Source organism: Paraburkholderia sp. BR10872 (assembly GCF_040965835.1).
Classification (GTDB): domain Bacteria; phylum Pseudomonadota; class Gammaproteobacteria; order Burkholderiales; family Burkholderiaceae; genus Paraburkholderia; species Paraburkholderia nodosa_A.
Genome location: NZ_JBFRCN010000046.1, coordinates 36,826 through 51,830, shown reverse-complemented (window position 1 = coordinate 51,830; position 15,005 = coordinate 36,826). Strand labels below are relative to the sequence as shown.

The window sequence follows — 15,005 nt, the reverse complement described above, 5'->3', positions numbered from 1 at the left end:
CGAAGTTTACTATAGGCCCCCTGGCCGCGCGCTCACCTAACGAATCGGCGACGAAACGCGGCGCATTCCCGTTTTGCGCGCGCGGGCCGGGCCGCACTGCTCACCGCCTCCCCATGCTCGACAATCTCACTCAACGGATGGCGCGCGTCGTCAAGACGCTGCGCGGCGAAGCCCGGCTGACCGAAGCCAATACGCAGGAAATGCTGCGCGAGGTGCGTCTCGCCCTGCTCGAAGCGGACGTGGCGCTGCCCGTCGTGCGCGAATTCATCGCCAAGGTGAAGGAGAAGGCGCTCGGCGAAGAAGTGATCTCCAGCCTCTCGCCGGGCCAGGCGCTCGTCGGCGTGGTGCAGCGCGAGCTGACCGCCGTGATCGGCGGCGACTACGAAGGCCGTGCCGCCGAACTCGATCTCGCCGTCACGCCGCCTGCCGTCATCCTCATGGCGGGTCTGCAGGGCGCCGGTAAGACCACCACCACCGGCAAGCTCGCCAAGCTCCTGCGCGAGAAGTACAAGAAGAAGGTCCTCACCGTTTCGTGCGACGTCTACCGCCCTGCCGCTATCGCGCAGTTGAAGACGGTGACGGAACAGGTCGGCGCCGACTTCTTCCCCTCGCAGCCGGACCAGAAGCCCGTCGAGATCGCCGCCGCCGCGGTCGACTGGGCCAAGCGCCACTATCACGACGTGCTGCTCGTCGACACGGCCGGCCGCCTCGGTATCGACGAGGCGATGATGAACGAGATCACCGCGCTGCACGCCTCGCTCAAGCCCGCCGAAACACTCTTCGTGGTCGATGCCATGCTCGGTCAGGACGCGGTCAACACCGCGAAGGCGTTCAACGACGCCCTGCCGCTCACCGGCGTCGTGCTCACCAAGCTCGACGGCGACTCGCGCGGCGGCGCAGCGCTCTCCGTGCGCCACATCACGGGCAAGCCGATCAAGTTCGTCGGCGTCGCGGAAAAGCTCGATGGCCTCGAGGTGTTCCACCCGGACCGCATGGCGAACCGTATTCTCGGCATGGGCGACATTCTCGCGCTCGTCGAGGAAGCGCAGCGCGGCGTGGACGTCCAGGCCGCGCAAAAGCTCGCCGACAAGGTCAAGAAAGGCGGCGACTTCGACCTCAACGACTTCCGCGCGCAGCTCTCGCAGATGAAGAGCATGGGCGGCCTGTCTTCGCTCATGGACAAGCTGCCCGCGCAGTTCCAGCAGGCCGCCTCGGGCACCGACATGGGCCAGGCCGAGAAGCAGATGCGCCGCATGGAAGGCATCATCAACTCGATGACGCCCGCCGAACGCGCCAAGCCCGAGCTCATCAAGGCCACGCGCAAGCGCCGCATTGCGGCGGGCGCGGGCGTGCAGGTTCAGGAAGTGAACCGCATGCTCAACCAGTACGAGCAGATGCGCACCATGATGAAGAAGCTCAAGGGCGGCAATCTGCAAAAGATGATGCGCGGCATGAAGGGCATGATGCCCGGCATGCGCTGATCCTGCGGGCCGCGCGGCGCACATCGCGCGCACGGCGGCCCCATTCGACGCGGCGCGCGACGGACCGAATGCGCGGGTTTATGCTGTAGCGCGCGCCGCCGTTATTTTCCACACTTCAATAGCTACAGCTACCTTCCCGCCAGAGTCATGAATCGCGAAGAAGCCCTGCACATTTTCCGCCACTCCGAAGAGATCGTTTCGGAGGGCGACGTCAATGCGTCGATCGGCCGGATGGCCGAAGCCATCCGCGCCGAAATCAGCGAGGACTTCCCGCTCGTGCTGTCGGTGATGGGCGGCGCCGCCGTGTTCACCGGCATGCTGCTGCCGCACCTCGACTTCCCGCTCGAGTTCGACTACATCCACCTCACGCGCTACCGCAACGCGATCAAGGGCAGCGCCGAGATGCAGTGGCGCGTGGCGCCGCGCGAGTCGGTGAAGGACCGTGTGGTGCTCGTGCTCGACGACATCCTCGACGAAGGCGAGACCATGGCCGCGATTCGCGACCGCATCATGGACATGGGCGCGAAACGTTTCCTTTCGGCCGTGCTGTGCGAGAAGACGCTCACGAAGGCCAAGCCGCTGCATCCCGACTACTGCGGCTTTTCGGTGCCGGACCGCTACGTGTTCGGCTGCGGCATGGACGCCAAGGGTTACTGGCGCAATCTGCCGACTATCCGTGCGCTGACCGAAGGCGCGTGAAGCGCGCATCGACTGTCTGACGCACCATGAAAAAAGCAGCCCGCGGGCTGCTTTTTTGTTGCCTGCGACGCGCGCTGCACGCGGCGTCAGAGGTGATGCACGAAGGTCGCGATGCCCGCGAGGATCATCTCCACCGATATCGCCACGAGCACGAGGCCCATCAGCCGCTCGAAGGCCGTCACTACGCGCTCGCCGAGCCACTGCTGGATGCGCTCCGCCATCACCAGCACGACCGCGCAGATCACCATCGTCACGACGAGCGCGGTCATCCATTCGTAGAGTTTGCCCGGCGCCTGAGAGGTGAGCAGCATGACCGTGGCAAGCGCCGAAGGCCCGGCCAGCGCAGGAATGGCGAGCGGCACGATGAGCGGCTCGCCGCCCTTGTCGCCGCCACCGAACGGGCCGCCCGGATGCGGAAAGATCATCCGCAGCGCGATGAGGAACAGCACGATACCGCCGCCGATGCGCAGCGAGGTATCGGTGAGCCCCATCATGCGCAGGAAGCTGTTGCCGGCGACCATGAAGATCAGCAGGATCACGAACGCAATCGCGACCTCGCGCAGGATCACGATGGCGCGGCGCTGCTTGGCAACGCCGCGCAAGCAACTGATGAAGAGCGGAATATTCCCGAGCGGGTCGGTGATGAGGAGCAGCAGGACCGTAGCGGACAAAAAACTGTACTCCACGCTCGCAGCGCTCCTTTAACCGGGATGGATCGTCGTTAAACCGCGAGTGCCGCGCGGATCTTCTGCGCCACCGTCTGCGCGGCCTCATCGGCCGCGAGCAGCGTCGCTTCGGTATCGCGGCGCCCCTGGTACTCGATCTTGCCGTCCTTCAGGCCCCGCTCGCCGATCACGAGACGATGCGGCACGCCGATCAGCTCCCAGTCGGCGAACATCACGCCCGGGCGCTCGCCGCGGTCGTCGAGAATCACGTCGACGCCCGCTTCGAGCAATTCGTTGTAGACGCGCTCGGCGTGCTCGCGCACGAGCTCGCTGCGGTCCATGCCCATCGGGCACACGACGACCTGGAACGGCGCGATCGACTCAGGCCAGATGATGCCCTTCTCGTCGAAGTTCTGCTCGATGGCTGCACCGAGGATACGCGTGACGCCAATGCCGTAGCAGCCCATCTGCATCGGCGCGGGCTTGCCGTTCTCGGCGAGGAACGTGGCGTTCATCGCTTCCGAGTACTTCGTGCCGAGCTGGAACACGTGGCCCACTTCGATGCCGCGGCAGATGTCGATCACACCCTTGCCGTCCGGCGAGGGGTCGCCCTTCTTCACGTTGCGGATGTCGGCAACGACCGGCTCCGGCAGATCGCGGCCCCAGTTCACGCCCGTGGTGTGGAAATCGACTTCGTTCGTGCCCACGACGAAATCGCTCATGTTCGCGACCGTGCGATCGGCGATCACCTTGACCGGCTTCTTCGTGCCCAGCGGACCGAGGTAGCCAGGCGGCGTGCCGAACCACTCGACGATTTCCGCTTCGGTCGCGAAGCGGAAGCCGCTCAGACCTTCGAGCTTGCCGACCTTGATCTCGTTCAGATCGTGGTCGCCGCGCAGCATCAGCAGCCAGATCGTGGGCTCGGCGCCTTCGTTGTCCGTCGCGAGGATGATCGACTTGATCGTGCTTTCGAGCGGGATGCCGAGAAGTTCAGCCACAGCCTCGCATTTCGCCGCGCCCGGCGTGGGCGTCTTCGTGAGCGCTTGCGTGGGGGCGCCGCGCTGCGCGATGAGCGGCAACGCTTCGGCGGCTTCGACGTTGGCCGCGAAGTCCGAGGTCGGGCAGTAGGCGATGTCGTCCTCGCCCGTTTCCGCGATCACGTGGAATTCGTGCGAGCCGCTGCCGCCGATCGAGCCGTTGTCGGCCGCGACTGCGCGGAACTGCAGGCCGAGACGCGTGAAGATGCGCACGTAGGCGTCGTACATTTTCTGGTACGAGAGCTTGAGACCTTCGACGTCCTTATCGAACGAATACGCGTCCTTCATGATGAATTCGCGCCCGCGCATCACGCCGAAACGGGGACGGATTTCGTCGCGGAACTTCGTCTGCACCTGGTAGAAGTTCACCGGCAGTTGGCGATAGCTCTTGATCTGGCCGCGCGCGATGTCGGTGACGACCTCTTCGTGCGTCGGGCCCATCACGAAGTCGCTCTGCTTGCGGTCCTTGAAGCGCAGCAGTTCCGGCCCGTATTGTTCCCAGCGACCCGACTCCTGCCACAGCTCGGCCGGCTGCACGGCCGGCATGAGCAGCTCGATGGCGCCGGCGCGGTTCATTTCTTCGCGCACGATCTGCTCGACCTTGCGAATCGAACGCAGGCCGATCGGCAGATAGTTGTAAATGCCGCCAGCGATGCGACGGATCATGCCCGCGCGAACCATCAGCTTGTGGCTGACGATTTCCGCGTCAGCGGGCGCTTCCTTCAGGGTGCCGATAAAGAAACGGGAGGCTTTCATTCAAATTATCCAAAAGCGGCGGCCCGGTGCAGACCGCCCGAAGAAGTGACCAACGGAGGAGTTCACGAACCCACCATTATGACAACGTGCCGCATGCCGCGCCGATGACGCGGGCCAGATGCCAGACCGATCGCGCCCCGAGACCGTTTTGCGCGGCCGCGGCCATTCGCTCAACTTTCCGGACGGCGGGTCACGGACGGCGGGTGCGTGAGGGCCGTTATCTGTTTATAATCAAAGCAATTTTAAAGGATTCGAAGGTGGTTGTATGCTGGATCGTGAGGGGTTTCGCCCGAACGTCGGCATCATCCTCTTGAACGCGCGAAACGAGGTGTTTTGGGGCAAGCGGGTTCGCGAACATTCCTGGCAGTTTCCGCAAGGGGGCATCAAGTATGGTGAAACCCCCATGCAGGCAATGTTTCGGGAGTTGCACGAAGAAACCGGTTTGCATCCGGAGCACGTCAAGATCGTCGGTCGCACACGCGACTGGTTGCGTTATGAGGTGCCGGACAAGTTCATCAAGCGCGAAGTGCGCGGCCATTATCGCGGCCAGAAACAGATCTGGTTTCTGCTGCGGATGGTCGGGCGCGACTGCGATATCTGCCTGCGGGCAACGGAGCATCCTGAGTTCGACGCGTGGCGCTGGAATGAATACTGGGTGCCGCTCGAAGCGGTCATCGAGTTCAAGCGTGACGTCTATCAACTCGCGCTGACCGAACTCTCGCGCTTCCTGCGCCGGCCCGCGCCGCGTCAGGAGCGTCTGGGCGTGCAGGCTCACGAGGTGCGCTACCCGCGCATCGTGACGTCGGCGCACGCAGACGCGGTGCACGCCGAGCCGTATGAGGCCATGCCGGAAGGCGTAGCCGCACGGACAGCGCGTACGCCGATCGAAAGCGATTGCGAGTCGGCGCAGAGTATCATCGAGCCTGCGCAGGACGAGCAGGATCAAGGGGCTTGAGCCAACGCAAAGAACGCCCGAACCGGCGGGGTCCGGCGCATCACGCGCCGGGCCCCGCCGGTTCGCATTCGCGGCGCAGTTCGTTCGTAACTGACGCCCGTGCTTCGAGGAAAACCAATTTGAAACGATTTGCTCTTGCTGCGGCATGCGCCGCAGGCGGTGTGCTGCTTCTGTCGGGACTGGCCGCGTGCTCCAGTTCCGGTCCCACGAACAAGGACGACAGCGCGTTCGTCTACCTTCTGGACCGCAAGGGCGAATGGCAGGAGAACAAGCTCGAAGGCCTGCCGCCGCTGCCGCAGGCCGGCGCGACGCTGCTGCCGTTCGATGTCTCGAACAACTCGCCGCTCAAGTTCGCCATCGACCCCGCATCGCTCACGGTCGGCACGGATGGCGTCGTGCGCTACACCATCGTCATCTCGAGCCCGAGCGGCGCGCGTAACGTGAACTACGAAGGGATTCGTTGCGACACCTACGAGTGGCGCCTCTACGCGAGCCTCGACGCCGATCACAACGGCTGGGACCAGACCGTCGCGAACAACTGGTCGCGCATCGAGAACGGCACGCTCAATGCGTACCAGTCGAGGCTCTATCAGGACTACTTCTGCGCCAACAAGATGCCGATCGCGAAGGCGTCGACCCTGATCGAGAACCTGCGCTACGGCCGCACGCAGTCGACGCTGGTGCGTTAAGCCGCGCCCCGACATGCTGTGATGGGCATGAAAAAGCCGCTGCGGCCTTTGGCCACAGCGGCTTTTTGACTTTTGGCGCTGCGCGGCTGCGCGGGAACGCCCGTCAAACCAGCACGAGATTGTCGCGGTGAATCAGTTCCGGCTCGAGCATATAGCCCAGGATCCCCTCGATCTCGCCGCTCGGATGACGCTGGATCAGCTTGGTTTCCGCGCTGCTGTAGTTGGTGAGTCCGCGCGCCACTTCCACGCCCGCGCCGTTCAGGCAAGCGATCACCTCACCTCGCGCGAACGCACCCTGCACGCCCGTCACGCCGATGGGCAGCAGGCTCTTGCCGTCCGCCGTGAGCTTCTGCACCGCGCCGTCGTCGATCACGACGTGGCCGCGCACCTGCAGATGGTCGGCCATCCACTGCTTGCGCGCCGCCATGCGCGCCGTACGCGCGATGAGCTGCGTGCCGATCGCCTCGCCCGCAGCCAGACGCACGAGCACTTGCGCTTCGCGCCCGCTTGCGATTACCGTATTCGCGCCGCTATGCGCGGCGCGCTTGGCCGCGAGGATCTTGGTGAGCATGCCGCCGCGGCCGATGCTCGACCCCGCGCCGCCCGCCATTGCCTCGAGTTCCGGCTTGCCTGCATCGGCTTCCTGCACGAGCGTCGCACCCGGGTCCTTGCGCGGATCGGCCGTATAGAGGCCGCTCTGGTCGGTGAGGATGATGAGCGCGTCGCCTTCGATCAGGTTCGCGACGAGCGCGCCGAGCGTGTCGTTGTCGCCGAACTTGATTTCGTCGGTGACCACGGTGTCGTTCTCGTTGATGATCGGCACGACGCCCAGGCGCAGCAGCGTGAGCAACGTCGAGCGCGCATTGAGATAGCGTTCGCGGTCAGCCAGGTCGGCATGCGTGAGCAGGATCTGCGCAGTGCGGATATCGTGCTCGGCAAAGCGGCTCTCGTAGACCTGCGCGAGCCCCATCTGCCCGACTGCCGCGGCAGCCTGAAGCTCGTCGATTTCGCGCGGCCGCTTCGTCCAGCCGAGCCGTTGCATGCCTTCCGCGATCGCGCCCGAACTCACGAGCACGACTTCCTTACCCTGCGCACGCAGCGCCGCAATCTGCTCGGCCCAGCGGCCGATTGCCGCATGATCGAGCCCGCGGCCGTCGTTGGTGACGAGGCTCGAACCGACTTTCACTACCAGACGCCGCGAATCGGCGATGACGGAACGCATGCTGCGCGGTCTCCCAAATGACTGATGACGCGTGAAGTTTCCTTGGCGCGACCGGCGCGGCTCGCGCACCGGCCGGTGCGGCGAATTACTCCTGCGGCTGCCGCGCGTTCCCGCCCTGCCCCTCGCGGAAGCGCACGTCCGAGGCGAGGTCTTCGGCTTCGGCCGCACGGCGCGCGTCCGAGTGCGAGGAGACATAGTCGTACACCGCGTAACACAGATTTTCGCAGCCCTGCCCCGTGAGCGCGGAAATCTCGAACACGGGACCGTCCCACTCGAAGCGCTTCACGAAGTCGGCAATACGCTCGGCGCGCTCCTCCTCCGGCACCATGTCGAGCTTGTTCAGCACGAGCCAGCGCGGCTTGTCGTAGAGCGTCTCATCGTACTTGCGCAGCTCGCCGACGATCGCTTTTGCCTCCGCAACCGGATCGACGCTTTCATCGAACGGCGCGAGGTCGACCAGATGCAGCAGCAGGTTCGTGCGCTGCAGATGTCGCAGGAACTGGTGGCCGAGGCCCGCGCCTTCGGCGGCGCCTTCGATCAGGCCCGGAATATCGGCGATCACGAAGCTCTTGCTCGGCCCCACGCGCACCACGCCCAGATTCGGCGCAAGCGTCGTGAACGGGTAGTCGGCGATCTTGGGCTTCGCATTCGACACCGAGGCGATGAACGTGGACTTGCCCGCGTTCGGCATGCCGAGCAGGCCGACGTCGGCCAGCACCTTCAGTTCCAGCTTGAGCATGCGGCGCTCGCCGGGCTTGCCGTCGGTCTTCTGACGCGGCGCGCGGTTCGTGGACGACTTGAAATGCAGGTTGCCGAGGCCGCCCGCGCCGCCCTTCGCGACCATCACCTGCTGCTCGTGCTCGGTCAGGTCGGCGATCAGCTCGCCCGTGTCCTGGTCGGTGATGACCGTGCCCACCGGCATACGCAGCGTGATGTCGTCGCCGCCCTTGCCGTAGCAGTCGGAGCCGCGGCCGTTCTCGCCGTTGCGCGCCTGGTGCTTCTTCGTGTAGCGGTAGTCGATGAGAGTGTTGATGTTGCGGTCGCCGACAGCGTAGACGCTGCCGCCGCGCCCGCCGTCACCGCCGTCCGGCCCGCCGAACGGGACGAACTTCTCGCGTCGCATCGACGCGCTGCCATCGCCCCCATCGCCGGCGATGACTTCGATCTTCGCTTCGTCAATGAACTTCATGAGTTACTCCGTCCCGTGGATATCGATATTTTGCCCGCCATGGCCAAAAGTGGCCAACAACGCACCGCAAGTCAAACGCAAGCCCGTTACGACCCCGAAAGACTGCGGATAAATAAAAAGGCCCCGCAAACTTCGCGGGGCCTTCCTTGCGTCGCGTGCAGCCCGCTCGCGAGCGGTCTAAAGCTTGAAAGCTCAGGCCGCTGCCGGGACGACGTTGACCGTGTGCTTGTTGGCTGCGCCCTTGGTCGTGAACGAGACATGGCCGTCGACCAGCGCGTAGAGCGTGTGGTCCTTGCCGATGCCGACGTTGTTGCCCGGGTGCATGCGCGTACCGCGCTGGCGAACGATGATGCCGCCGGCGAGGATGGCCTGGCCGCCGTACACCTTCACACCAAGTCGTTTCGACTCTGAGTCGCGGCCGTTACGTGACGACCCGCCTGCCTTTTTGTGTGCCATTTGTTTGCTCCTTTACCTGCGTGCGCTTACGCGTTGATCGCGTCGATGCGCAGTTCGGTGTAGTTCTGGCGGTGGCCGCCATGCTTCTGGTAGTGCTTCCGGCGACGCATCTTGAAGATGGTCACTTTGGCATGCCGACCTTGCGACACAACGGTGGCCTTGACGGAAGCCCCACTCACCAGCGGCGTACCGAACTTAATCGATTCGCCTTCGCCCACTGCGAGAACCTGGTCGAGCGTGATTTCTGCGTCAATGTCAGCCGGTATCTGTTCTACTTTAAGTTTTTCGCCAACGGCAACCTTGTACTGCTTGCCGCCGGTTTTTATGACCGCGTACATTGAGAACCTCACTCTTCAATAATTTCGGGACACACTGCGCGCCCGAAACCTTAGATTATACATAGAGTTAGCTGCGTGGTCAAAAGGTGTGCAAGTCCATTGCGCGGGTGCGCGCGAGGGATCTGGCGCCCGTCGGACGGGCGCCAGGGCTATCCGTACGGCATAGCGCCAGCATCCATGCGGCCGTCGGGCCCGCGAGAAAATAGAGGGAGCCATCGGCAGGACGGTAGCGGAGCGTCCGGCATGCAGTCGATTCGCCTTATAATCCGCGGCACTACCCCTATTTGCCATCATGTCGTCCACCGCCACCCCATCCCCCAGCGCAGCCACCCTGCTTGCCCCCATCGCCAGTGACATGGAGCAGGTGAATCGTGTCATCCGGCAGAGCCTGGCGTCCGAGGTGATGCTGATCAACCAGATCTCCGAGTACATCATCGGCGCGGGCGGCAAGCGGCTGCGTCCGGCGCTCCTGCTGATGGTGGCCGGCGCGCTCGGCGACCACGGCACGGAGCGCCATGTGCTCGCAGCGGTCGTCGAGTTCATTCACACGGCCACGCTCCTGCACGACGACGTCGTCGACGAATCGGACCTGCGGCGCGGCCGCCAGACGGCCAACGCGCTGTTCGGCAACGCCGCCAGCGTGCTGGTGGGCGATTACCTGTATTCGCGCTCGTTCGAGATGATGGTGGGCGTCGGCAAGATGCGCGTGATGGAAATCCTGTCCGCCGCTACGACGATCATCTCCGAGGGTGAAGTCCTGCAGCTGCTGAACATGCACGACGCCGACGTGGACACCGACCGCTACATGCAGGTGATCCGCTACAAGACCGCCAAGCTTTTCGAAGCCGCCGCGCAGCTCGGCGCGGTGCTTTCGGGAGCGGATGCGCGCACCGAGGAAGCGGCCGCCGAATACGGGCGGCGCATCGGCACGGCATTCCAGATCATGGACGACTGGCTCGACTACACGGGCACGCCTGAATCGATGGGCAAGAACGCGGGCGACGACCTGCGCGAAGGCAAGCCCACTCTGCCGCTCATCTGGCTGATCGAGCACGGCACGGCCGCGGAAGCCGCGCTTGCTCGCGAAGCGATCGAGCAAGGCGGCACGACGCGCTTCGACGAAATCTTCGCGGCAATCACGCGCTCGGGCGCGCTCGAGCACACGCTGCAATGCGCGCGCACCGAGGCCCAGGCCGCCGCCGACGCGATTTCAGCGTTCCCCCCTTCCATTTACAAAGATAGCCTGCTAGAATTATGTTCTTACTCGACGACGCGCCAGTCTTGAAACAGACGAAGCGAGTTGTGGAGTCCAGCAGTTAATTCGGGGTGTAGCTTAGCCTGGTAGAGCGCTACGTTCGGGACGTAGAGGCCGGAGGTTCGAATCCTCTCACCCCGACCAGAATTCGAGAAAAACCGCGCATGCATTGCGCGGTTTTTTTTCGCCTGTATCTCCCGCACTTCCATCCTGTCCGGCAACTCGCGGCGCGTAACCGGCAACCGCCTTGTCCGTTCGGCCAACCGCCCTGGAACTGCGGTACCCCTCTGTTATAGTTTCCCCATCCGCCCCCCTCATTGTCTCGACGCGTGGACCACCTTCCCTTATGGGCGCAGATTTGCGCCGTCTTCGTCCTGCTCATCTGCTCCAGCTTCTTCTCCATCTCCGAAACGGCGATGATGGCGCTCAATCGCCATCGGCTCAAATACCTCGCCAATCACGGCACGCTCGGCGCGAAGACCACCCAGAAGCTGCTCGCGCGCACCGACCTGCTGCTTTCGGTGATCCTGATCGGCAACAATCTCTTCAACACCATCATCCCGGTCCTCACGACCTCGATCGCGCTCCATACGTTCGGCCGCAATAACCTCGTGCTCTCGATCGCGACGGGCATCGTCGCGTTCCTCATCATCGTGTTCGCGGAAATCACGCCGAAGATTGTGGGTGCAACGTTTCCGGAAAAAATCGCGCTGCCCGCGAGCCTCCTGATCGCGCCGCTCATGCGTGTGACGAAGCCACTCATCTGGTTCGTCAACATGTTTGCGAACACCATCCTGCGCATCCTGCACATCAATACGCACAAGGCGCATGACCAGCGGCTTTCCACCGAGGAGTTGCGCACCATCGTGCTCGAGTCGGGCAGCTTCATGCCGACCAAGCACCGCAGCATCCTGCTCAACCTGTTCGACCTGGAGAACATCACCGTCGACGACGTGATGATTCCGCGCCGGCGCATCGAGGCGCTCGACTACGACGCCCCGCTCGAAGACATCCTGCATCAGCTCGAGACCTGCTATCACAACAAGCTGATTGTCTATCAAGGCGACATCGACCGGGTGCTCGGCGTGCTGCATGTGCGCAAGACGTTGGCCGCGCTGCACAACCAGGAATTCGAGCGCGAGACGCTGCGCGAACTGCTCGCCGAGCCGTACTTCGTGCCCACGGGCACGCCCGGATTCCAGCAACTTCAGTACTTCCAGGAAAGCCGCCATCGCATCGCGCTCGTCGTGAACGAGTACGGTGAGATGGAAGGACTCGTGACACCCGAAGACATCATCGAGGAGCTGATCGGCGAATTCACCACCTCGATGCCGCGCAGCGGCACCGGACGCGGCGGCTGGAACGACGAAGGCGAATGTATCGTGCCGGGCAGCATGCCTTTGCGCGAACTCAATCGCTGGCTTCATATCAAGCTGCCCACGGATGGGCCCAAGACGCTCAACGGCCTGATCCTCGAAGTGCTCGAAGAGATTCCCGAAGGCGACGTGTGCCTGCAGATCGGCGACGTGAAGCTCGAAGTGCTACGCAGCGACGACCAGGCCGTACGCACGGTCAAGCTCTTCAAACCCGGCGCCAAGCCGCGCCAGGGCACGCTGCAAAAGGCGAAGAAGCTGCTGCCGGGACGTTAGCCGTTCGGCCGGGTGGCGGCGCAGTGCGCCTCGCGCCATGATGAAGGCGTCATCTGTTCGAGGCGGCTTCGCGCCGGCATGTCGATGCTTTCTACTCCTTATCGTGCGCGCCCTTTCGCCGCCGCGGTTGCCGAAGGCGGTACGGGTGGTGGCTCGACGGCGCGCACATCTGCGCCTGTCTCTGTACCGCAGCTAGACGACGCACCCGCCGTTCGGCTGCTCTCCGAAACGCTGCGCGAAGCCGCGCGGCGCAACGCCTCCGATCTGCACATCGAGCCGATGGAACACGGCTGGCGCGTGCGTCTGCGCATCGACGGCGTACTGCACGAAATGGCGCGGCCGCCCGCGCATCTGCGCGATGCGTTCGTCACGCGCATCAAGGTGCTCGCCCGCATGGACATCGCCGAACGGCGCATTCCGCAGGACGGCAGGCTGCGGCTCGCACTCTCGGGGGCGTCGCAAGCCGCCGAGGACTATCGCGTGAATTCGCTGCCCACACTTCATGGCGAAAAGCTCGTCTTGCGCAGGCTCGAAGCGCTTCCCGCCGAACTGTCGCTAGCCGAACTCGGGCTCGATGAAGCGCAACAGCACGCCGTAGCCGACGCGATCGGCGCGCCGCATGGTCTTGTCCTCGTCACGGGCCCTACCGGCAGCGGCAAGACGCTCTCGCTCTACTGTTTCCTGCAAAGGCTCAACGGCACGGCACACAATCTCTGCTCGGTGGAAGATCCCGCCGAAATCCAGCTTGCGGGCATCAATCAGGTCAACGTGCGCGAGAAGGCCGGGCTCACCTTTGCGGTGGCACTGCGTGCGCTGCTGCGCCAGGATCCCGACGTCATCATGATCGGCGAGATTCGCGACGAAGAAACCGCCAGCGTGGCCGTCAAGGCCGCGCAGACCGGCCACCTCGTCCTCTCGACCGTGCACACGAACGACGCCAGCGCGGCTTGCGCACGGCTCGTCGACATCGGCGTAGAGCCGTACAACCTGGCAGGCTCGCTGCGGCTCGTCACGGCGCAACGCCTCGTGCGGCGGCTATGTCAGCAATGCCGCGTGCGCGGCGAGCCTTCGCCGGCGGCGCTCGTCGCGGCAGGCCTGACCACGCACGGCGGTAACATGATGCAGCCTTATGTCGCGCGCGGCTGCGAGGCTTGCCACGGCATCGGCTATCGCGGCCGCGTGGGAATCCACGAGGTCTTGCCGATCTCGGAAACCATACGCGACCTGATCGTCACAAGGCGCGGCGCGCACGAAATCGCTCGGGAAGCACGCAGAAGCGGTGTCGCAACCTTGCGCGACGCGGCGCTCGCGCGCGTGCGCGACGGCACCACGAGCCTCGCCGAAGCGCTTGTCGCAACGGATGCGCCATGAGCGCTGCGCACGCCCCTCAAGGCCCATCCGAGTGGCGCTTCGCGTGGCGCGGTCTCGATGCATCGGGCGCGACGAGGCGTGGCACACTGATCGCGCTCGACGCCGCGGCGGTGCGCGACGCACTCAAGCGCGAGCGCATCACTGTGCTCGCCATCGAGCGCAGGTCGAGCGCGGGCGCGCCTAAAGCACGCCACGCGGACGTCACGTGCTTTACACGCCAGCTAGCGAGCCTCCTGCGCGCCGGCCTGCCACTTGCGAACGCGCTCGAACTGCTCGCGCTCTCGCCCGGGCCGAACGGCATGCCGCGCATTGCCGCGGCGCTCGCGCGCGACATCGCCGGCGGACTGCGCTTCGCCGACTCACTCGCGCAACATCCGGCGCGTTTCAACGCGCTGTATTGCCAGCTCGTTGCCGTCGGCGAAGCCTCGGGAGCGCTCGCCGCCGTACTTGCCCGCCTCGCCGACGACCGCGAGCGTGCCGCTGCCCAGCGCGCCAAAGTGCGCGCCGCGCTCACCTACCCCGTCGCGGTGCTGCTGCTTGCGCTTGTCATTACCGCGGCGTTGCTGGTCTGGGTCGTACCCACGTTCAAGCAGATCTTCGACGGCTTCGGCGCCGCACTGCCCGCGCCCACGCAAATCGTGCTGATGCTGTCGGCGGGCGCCGCGCGCTGGAGCGTGCCGGCCGCCGTAGCTGCAGCCACCGGCGCGCTCGCCATGCAAGCGGCCTTGCGCCGCTCGGAAACCGCGCGCATCGCTTTCGGACGCACGCTGCTGAAGCTCCCGCTTTGCGGCACGCTGCTCACAACGCTGTGCGCCGCCCGCTGGAGCCGCGCGCTCGGCACGCTCCTCGCCGCCGGCACGCCACTCGCCGACGCCTTCGATTCGCTCGCGCACGCAAGCGGCAACGCATTCTTCGATCGCGCGAGCGCAGGTATCAGCGAGCGCCTGCGGCACGGCGAGCGGCTCGCCGCAGCCATGCGCGCGGCGGGATGCTTTCCGGCCGATGTGGTTCAGCCCGTTGCGGTTGCGGAAGAATCGGGCGCGCTCGACGCGATGTTGCTCGATGTGGCCTCGCTCGCCGACCGTCAGGTCGACGAAAAGATCGCGCTCGTATCGAGCCTGTGCGAGCCGCTCGTGATCGTCGTGCTTGGTGCGCTGGTCGGCGGCCTCGTCGTCGCGATGTATCTTCCCATCATTCAACTGGGCAACGTGGTGTAGCATCGCTGCCAGATTCCGGTTCCGTC

At 64.8% G+C, this 15,005-nt stretch carries 14 protein-coding genes and 1 tRNA gene; 9 read left to right on the top strand and 6 right to left on the bottom strand.

What is annotated here, in order from left to right:
• Positions 1 to 113 precede the first annotated feature (113 nt).
• Together ffh and AB4Y43_RS29460 are read left to right on the top strand one after the other, a co-directional pair.
• On the top strand, positions 114 to 1,481 hold the full coding sequence (gene ffh, locus AB4Y43_RS29465; RefSeq protein ID WP_368729399.1) for a signal recognition particle protein: 1,368 nt from the start codon (positions 114 to 116) through the stop codon (positions 1,479 to 1,481).
• Positions 1,482 to 1,628: 147 nt separating this feature from the next.
• Positions 1,629 to 2,180, top strand: a complete 552-nt coding sequence (locus tag AB4Y43_RS29460; RefSeq protein WP_028207817.1) for a hypoxanthine-guanine phosphoribosyltransferase — start codon at positions 1,629 to 1,631, stop codon at positions 2,178 to 2,180.
• A gap of 86 nt (positions 2,181 to 2,266) precedes the next feature.
• Here AB4Y43_RS29460 and AB4Y43_RS29455 read toward each other — a convergent pair whose 3' ends face one another.
• Together AB4Y43_RS29455 and AB4Y43_RS29450 are read right to left on the bottom strand one after the other, a co-directional pair.
• A complete protein-coding gene (locus AB4Y43_RS29455; protein ID WP_368729398.1) occupies positions 2,267 to 2,866 on the bottom strand; it encodes a MarC family protein in 600 nt (199 codons plus the stop codon).
• Positions 2,867 to 2,901: 35 nt separating this feature from the next.
• Complete coding sequence (locus AB4Y43_RS29450; RefSeq protein ID WP_342948387.1) at positions 2,902 to 4,638, bottom strand: proline--tRNA ligase; 1,737 nt, start codon at positions 4,636 to 4,638, stop codon at positions 2,902 to 2,904.
• 265 nt (positions 4,639 to 4,903) lie between these two features.
• On the opposite strand from AB4Y43_RS29450, the gene AB4Y43_RS29445 reads away from it, so the two are divergent.
• Complete coding sequence (locus tag AB4Y43_RS29445; protein ID WP_069268507.1) at positions 4,904 to 5,593, top strand: RNA pyrophosphohydrolase; 690 nt, start codon at positions 4,904 to 4,906, stop codon at positions 5,591 to 5,593.
• Between the two features lie 119 nt (positions 5,594 to 5,712).
• Entirely contained in the window at positions 5,713 to 6,282 is a 570-nt protein-coding gene (locus AB4Y43_RS29440) for a CNP1-like family protein (RefSeq protein ID WP_368605975.1), read from the top strand.
• 103 nt (positions 6,283 to 6,385) lie between these two features.
• On the opposite strand, the gene proB is transcribed toward AB4Y43_RS29440, so the two are convergent.
• From proB to rplU, 4 genes are all read right to left on the bottom strand, one after another.
• Entirely contained in the window at positions 6,386 to 7,504 is a 1,119-nt protein-coding gene (gene proB / locus AB4Y43_RS29435) for a glutamate 5-kinase (RefSeq protein WP_069268505.1), read from the bottom strand.
• Between the two features lie 85 nt (positions 7,505 to 7,589).
• On the bottom strand, positions 7,590 to 8,693 hold the full coding sequence (gene cgtA, locus AB4Y43_RS29430) for an Obg family GTPase CgtA (RefSeq protein WP_368729397.1): 1,104 nt from the start codon (positions 8,691 to 8,693) through the stop codon (positions 7,590 to 7,592).
• A gap of 192 nt (positions 8,694 to 8,885) precedes the next feature.
• On the bottom strand, positions 8,886 to 9,149 hold the full coding sequence (gene rpmA, locus AB4Y43_RS29425; RefSeq protein ID WP_042270345.1) for a 50S ribosomal protein L27: 264 nt from the start codon (positions 9,147 to 9,149) through the stop codon (positions 8,886 to 8,888).
• A 26-nt stretch (positions 9,150 to 9,175) separates the two neighbouring features.
• Positions 9,176 to 9,487 (bottom strand): 50S ribosomal protein L21, encoded by a 312-nt coding sequence (rplU, locus tag AB4Y43_RS29420; RefSeq protein WP_007180329.1) that lies wholly within the window; start codon positions 9,485 to 9,487, stop codon positions 9,176 to 9,178.
• Between the two features lie 292 nt (positions 9,488 to 9,779).
• Between rplU and AB4Y43_RS29415 the strand changes: the two genes are divergently transcribed.
• From AB4Y43_RS29415 to AB4Y43_RS29395, 5 genes are all read left to right on the top strand, one after another.
• Positions 9,780 to 10,772 carry a polyprenyl synthetase family protein gene (locus tag AB4Y43_RS29415; RefSeq protein WP_069268503.1) on the top strand — a complete coding sequence of 331 codons (993 nt, stop codon included), beginning with the start codon at positions 9,780 to 9,782 and terminating at the stop codon, positions 10,770 to 10,772.
• A 37-nt stretch (positions 10,773 to 10,809) separates the two neighbouring features.
• Positions 10,810 to 10,886, top strand: a tRNA-Pro gene (locus AB4Y43_RS29410).
• Between the two features lie 185 nt (positions 10,887 to 11,071).
• Positions 11,072 to 12,391: an HlyC/CorC family transporter gene (locus AB4Y43_RS29405; RefSeq protein ID WP_083245610.1), complete on the top strand. Its 1,320-nt coding sequence runs from the start codon at positions 11,072 to 11,074 to the stop codon at positions 12,389 to 12,391.
• Positions 12,392 to 12,475: 84 nt separating this feature from the next.
• Positions 12,476 to 13,762, top strand: coding sequence for a GspE/PulE family protein (locus AB4Y43_RS29400; RefSeq protein ID WP_368729396.1), 1,287 nt, complete (start codon positions 12,476 to 12,478; stop codon positions 13,760 to 13,762).
• On the top strand, positions 13,759 to 14,979 hold the full coding sequence (locus AB4Y43_RS29395) for a type II secretion system F family protein (RefSeq protein ID WP_368605974.1): 1,221 nt from the start codon (positions 13,759 to 13,761) through the stop codon (positions 14,977 to 14,979). Before AB4Y43_RS29400 ends, AB4Y43_RS29395 begins: the two co-directional genes overlap by 4 nt.
• Positions 14,980 to 15,005: the final 26 nt, after the last annotated feature.

What these genes read in the sequence shown, in the direction of transcription:
- AB4Y43_RS29400 (WP_368729396.1), top strand. Translation starts at nt 12,476, where the DNA reads ATGCTTTCTACTCCTTATCGTGCGCGCCCTTTCGCCGCCGCGGTTGCC.
- AB4Y43_RS29395 (WP_368605974.1), top strand. Translation starts at nt 13,759, where the DNA reads ATGAGCGCTGCGCACGCCCCTCAAGGCCCATCCGAGTGGCGCTTCGCG.
- ffh (WP_368729399.1), top strand. Translation starts at nt 114, where the DNA reads ATGCTCGACAATCTCACTCAACGGATGGCGCGCGTCGTCAAGACGCTG.
- proB (WP_069268505.1), bottom strand. Translation starts at nt 7,504, where the DNA reads ATGCGTTCCGTCATCGCCGATTCGCGGCGTCTGGTAGTGAAAGTCGGT.
- cgtA (WP_368729397.1), bottom strand. Translation starts at nt 8,693, where the DNA reads ATGAAGTTCATTGACGAAGCGAAGATCGAAGTCATCGCCGGCGATGGG.
- AB4Y43_RS29445 (WP_069268507.1), top strand. Translation starts at nt 4,904, where the DNA reads ATGCTGGATCGTGAGGGGTTTCGCCCGAACGTCGGCATCATCCTCTTG.
- rplU (WP_007180329.1), bottom strand. Translation starts at nt 9,487, where the DNA reads ATGTACGCGGTCATAAAAACCGGCGGCAAGCAGTACAAGGTTGCCGTT.
- AB4Y43_RS29450 (WP_342948387.1), bottom strand. Translation starts at nt 4,638, where the DNA reads ATGAAAGCCTCCCGTTTCTTTATCGGCACCCTGAAGGAAGCGCCCGCT.
- AB4Y43_RS29415 (WP_069268503.1), top strand. Translation starts at nt 9,780, where the DNA reads ATGTCGTCCACCGCCACCCCATCCCCCAGCGCAGCCACCCTGCTTGCC.
- rpmA (WP_042270345.1), bottom strand. Translation starts at nt 9,149, where the DNA reads ATGGCACACAAAAAGGCAGGCGGGTCGTCACGTAACGGCCGCGACTCA.
- AB4Y43_RS29460 (WP_028207817.1), top strand. Translation starts at nt 1,629, where the DNA reads ATGAATCGCGAAGAAGCCCTGCACATTTTCCGCCACTCCGAAGAGATC.